The sequence below is a fragment of the Rhizobium altiplani genome, assembly GCF_001542405.1.
GTDB lineage: Bacteria > Pseudomonadota > Alphaproteobacteria > Rhizobiales > Rhizobiaceae > Rhizobium > Rhizobium altiplani.
The window spans coordinates 4,650-7,398 of the sequence record NZ_LNCD01000054.1 but is presented as its reverse complement, the minus strand read 5'-3'; the positions used below and the strand labels follow the sequence as shown (position 1 = coordinate 7,398).

3 protein-coding genes are annotated in these 2,749 nt (G+C 58.7%); 2 read left to right on the top strand and 1 reads right to left on the bottom strand.

All coding sequences use genetic code 11. From position 1 onward, the window contains the following. Both AS026_RS11735 and tnpB read left to right on the top strand, forming a co-directional pair. Positions 1-595: tyrosine-type recombinase/integrase (locus tag AS026_RS11735; RefSeq protein WP_144443506.1), on the top strand; the 595-nt coding region annotated here is incomplete at its 5' end. 129 nt (positions 596-724) lie between these two features. Further along, positions 725-1,027 carry an IS66 family insertion sequence element accessory protein TnpB gene (gene tnpB / locus AS026_RS39735; RefSeq protein ID WP_155951337.1) on the top strand — a complete coding sequence of 101 codons (303 nt, stop codon included), beginning with the start codon at positions 725-727 and terminating at the stop codon, positions 1,025-1,027. On the opposite strand, the gene AS026_RS11725 is transcribed toward tnpB, so the two are convergent. Beyond that, positions 965-2,749: recombinase family protein (locus AS026_RS11725; RefSeq protein WP_062369701.1), on the bottom strand; the 1,785-nt coding region annotated here is incomplete at its 5' end. The genes tnpB and AS026_RS11725 overlap by 63 nt on opposite strands.

The following is a 2,749-nucleotide window of genomic DNA, read 5'->3' as shown; positions in this document are numbered from 1 at the left end:
GCTCAATGCACCGGATCGGCGGACATTATCAGGCATTCGCGATCGAGCCATGCTGCATCTGGCTTTCGCCGGCGGGCTGCGCGTTTCCGAACTCGTCGGTCTCGCGCTTGAACAGTTCGACGGACGGTCACCCGCCAGTATCCATATCATCGGCAAAGGACGACGAGAGCGCGTGCTACCGATCTGGCAGGAGACCGCTGCCGCGATCCGAGCCTGGATCGCCGTTAGACCCAAGGATGGCGACACGGCGCTCTTCCTGAACAATGCTGGCCGGATGATGACGCGCTCCGGCTTCGAATACATCCTCGAAAAGCACGCCGCGGCCGCGGTCAGCGTCGCGCCTACGCTGGCGACGAAGTCGATATCGCCGCATGTACTGCGCCACAGCTGCGCCATGCATATGCTTCAGGCGACGCGCGACATTCGCAAAGTAGCGCTGTGGCTCGGTCACGCCACTCTCCAGAGCACGGAGATCTACCTGCGCGCTGACCCGACCGAAAAACTCGAGATGCTCGACGCTTTGGCGACGCTCGGCATCAAGCCAGGCAAATTCCGCCCGCCCGATAAACTGATCGCGATGCTTGCCGGGCGATAGTGCACAGTTATGGCGATAGTGCACAGTTATGGCGATAGTGCATAGTTATGTGGAGTCGACGGATGTTGAAAAGCCCGACAATGCGCCCATCAGCGTCTCCGGCTCCGCATAATCATGGTCGCCGCATAATTGCGCTTATGTGGTGCACCACATAAGCGCAAAGGTGCTGAGGGATTGGCGGCGCTCGTGAAGGCGGAGATGGGTGCTGACCCATTCTCTGGCACGATTTATGTGTTCCGCGCCAAACGAACGGACCGGATCAAGCTGATCTTCTGGGATGGCAGCGGCGTGTGCCTGGTTGCCAACGATCTGCATTCATACTGCATCTCTCTTTCGGATTCAGTTGAAGGTTTTGGCTTGGCTGGCATTTTACTTACGCGCGGCGAGGCGCTCGACGAGCTGGTTCCATCGACTGCATTGCTTTTGCGGTAAATCTGTCTTCGGAAGCTCGTACAGGTAGTAGTGCCCGTTGTAGGCATGGCTGGTGACGAGGCCGTATTCAGCCCATCTGGCGAGCGTATGTTCATGGATATTGAGGTGTGCAGCCGCCTCCTTTTTTGTCAACATCCCACGATCCCGGAGCCGGTCATAGCGTGATCTCAGCTTGTATTCGCGAACAAGATAGGTGACGCGTTTGGTTGTGAAGCGGGCGTTGCGCTGGTCACGGCGCGTCACCGAGCCCGGACGGTATCCCTGATTGTTGAGAATGTCGGCGATCTCGGAAAAAATATGATCGTCGAGGAGTTTATCGATCAGTGCAATGATGTCGGGGTTCGTCTTGACCTGCTGGCTGGGCGATTTTGGACTGATGGTGACGAGTGTCTGGGTTTTGCCGCCTTTGAAGCGAATATGAGCCTTGGTTGTGCCTCTCTTCGGTAGTTTGAGGAGGGTGACGTCCTCAATGATGTGGGCAAGCAAGCGCTTTCGTTCGCGGTTCGGGGTCTCTGGGTTGGTCCAGAGTTTTTTGAAGTCCGCCGTCATTGCGACCAACCGCTCGTGGACGGCCTTATCGAGGATGAATTGATCGTGCTCCCGGGCGCGCTCGCGCTCTTCGCGGGCATTAGCCAAGATACGGAGCTTCTCGTTCCATTCGCCTTCAAGCGTGTCGGCGACGAGGCGGTTGTTGGGATCGACGAGCATGAAACGGCGCTGGGCGAGATCGGCTTCCGTTTGCGCGCGCTCGATTGCGCGACAGCGCAGCCGGTCCGCCTCTTTATGTCGCGCTTCGATCTCTTTGCGGACTTCAATCGCCAGTTCGATGGCTGCCGGCGTCATCTGCTCGGCGATCAGCATGCCGATGGCTTCATCAACAGGAGGTGCAGCGATCGCTTGGCATAGGGGTTCACCGCGATTGGTACGGGCGCGATCACAAACGTACCAGGCTTCCTGCCGACCGCGTCGGGCAGCGTAGCGCATGTGAAAATGCCTGCCGCATTGCCCACACACGGCCCGCCCCTGCAGCAGCGCTGGGCCTTCCCGCGGAGGTGACGCGACCGCCGCGTTCCATTTATGGCAGATGTTCGACTTCAGAATCCTCAGGTTCTCCTGATGCTGCTCCCAACTGATGTAGCCGGGATGGGCATCTGGAATGCATGCTGTCCAATCATCATTATCTTGTTCACGCACAATCCTCTTGCCATCAATGGTGCGTCGATAGCGGCGGCGGCCATAGGCATAGGCTCCGGCGTAACGTGGATTGTGCAGCACGCGCATTGCCGTCGAAGGCGTCAGTGGCCGGAAAACCGTCTGGCTGTCGTGCAAGCGAGAGGGAAAGAGAATGCCTTCCTGCCGAAAGGCCTTGACGGTCTGGGAGGCGGATCCGACGCGAGAGAACGTCTCGAAGAAATGGGCGATCGTCTCTCTGACTTGCATGTCCGGATCAAGCGTCACATTGCCGGAATGGTCATAGACCAGCCCGGTTGGCAGCGGGCAACGGAACTCGCCACGCCGCGCCTTATTGAGGATGCCGCCGCGCAGCCTTGCCTTGATCACATGCAGTTCGGCCTCACTCATTGTTCCCTTGAGACCGAGCAGAAGCCGATCGTTGAAACTTGCCGGATCGTAGACGCCGTCCTCGTCGAGGATCAGGGTATCGGCAAGGGCGCAGATCTCCAGCAGCCGCTGCCAGTCGGCATTGTTGCGCGCCAGACGGGA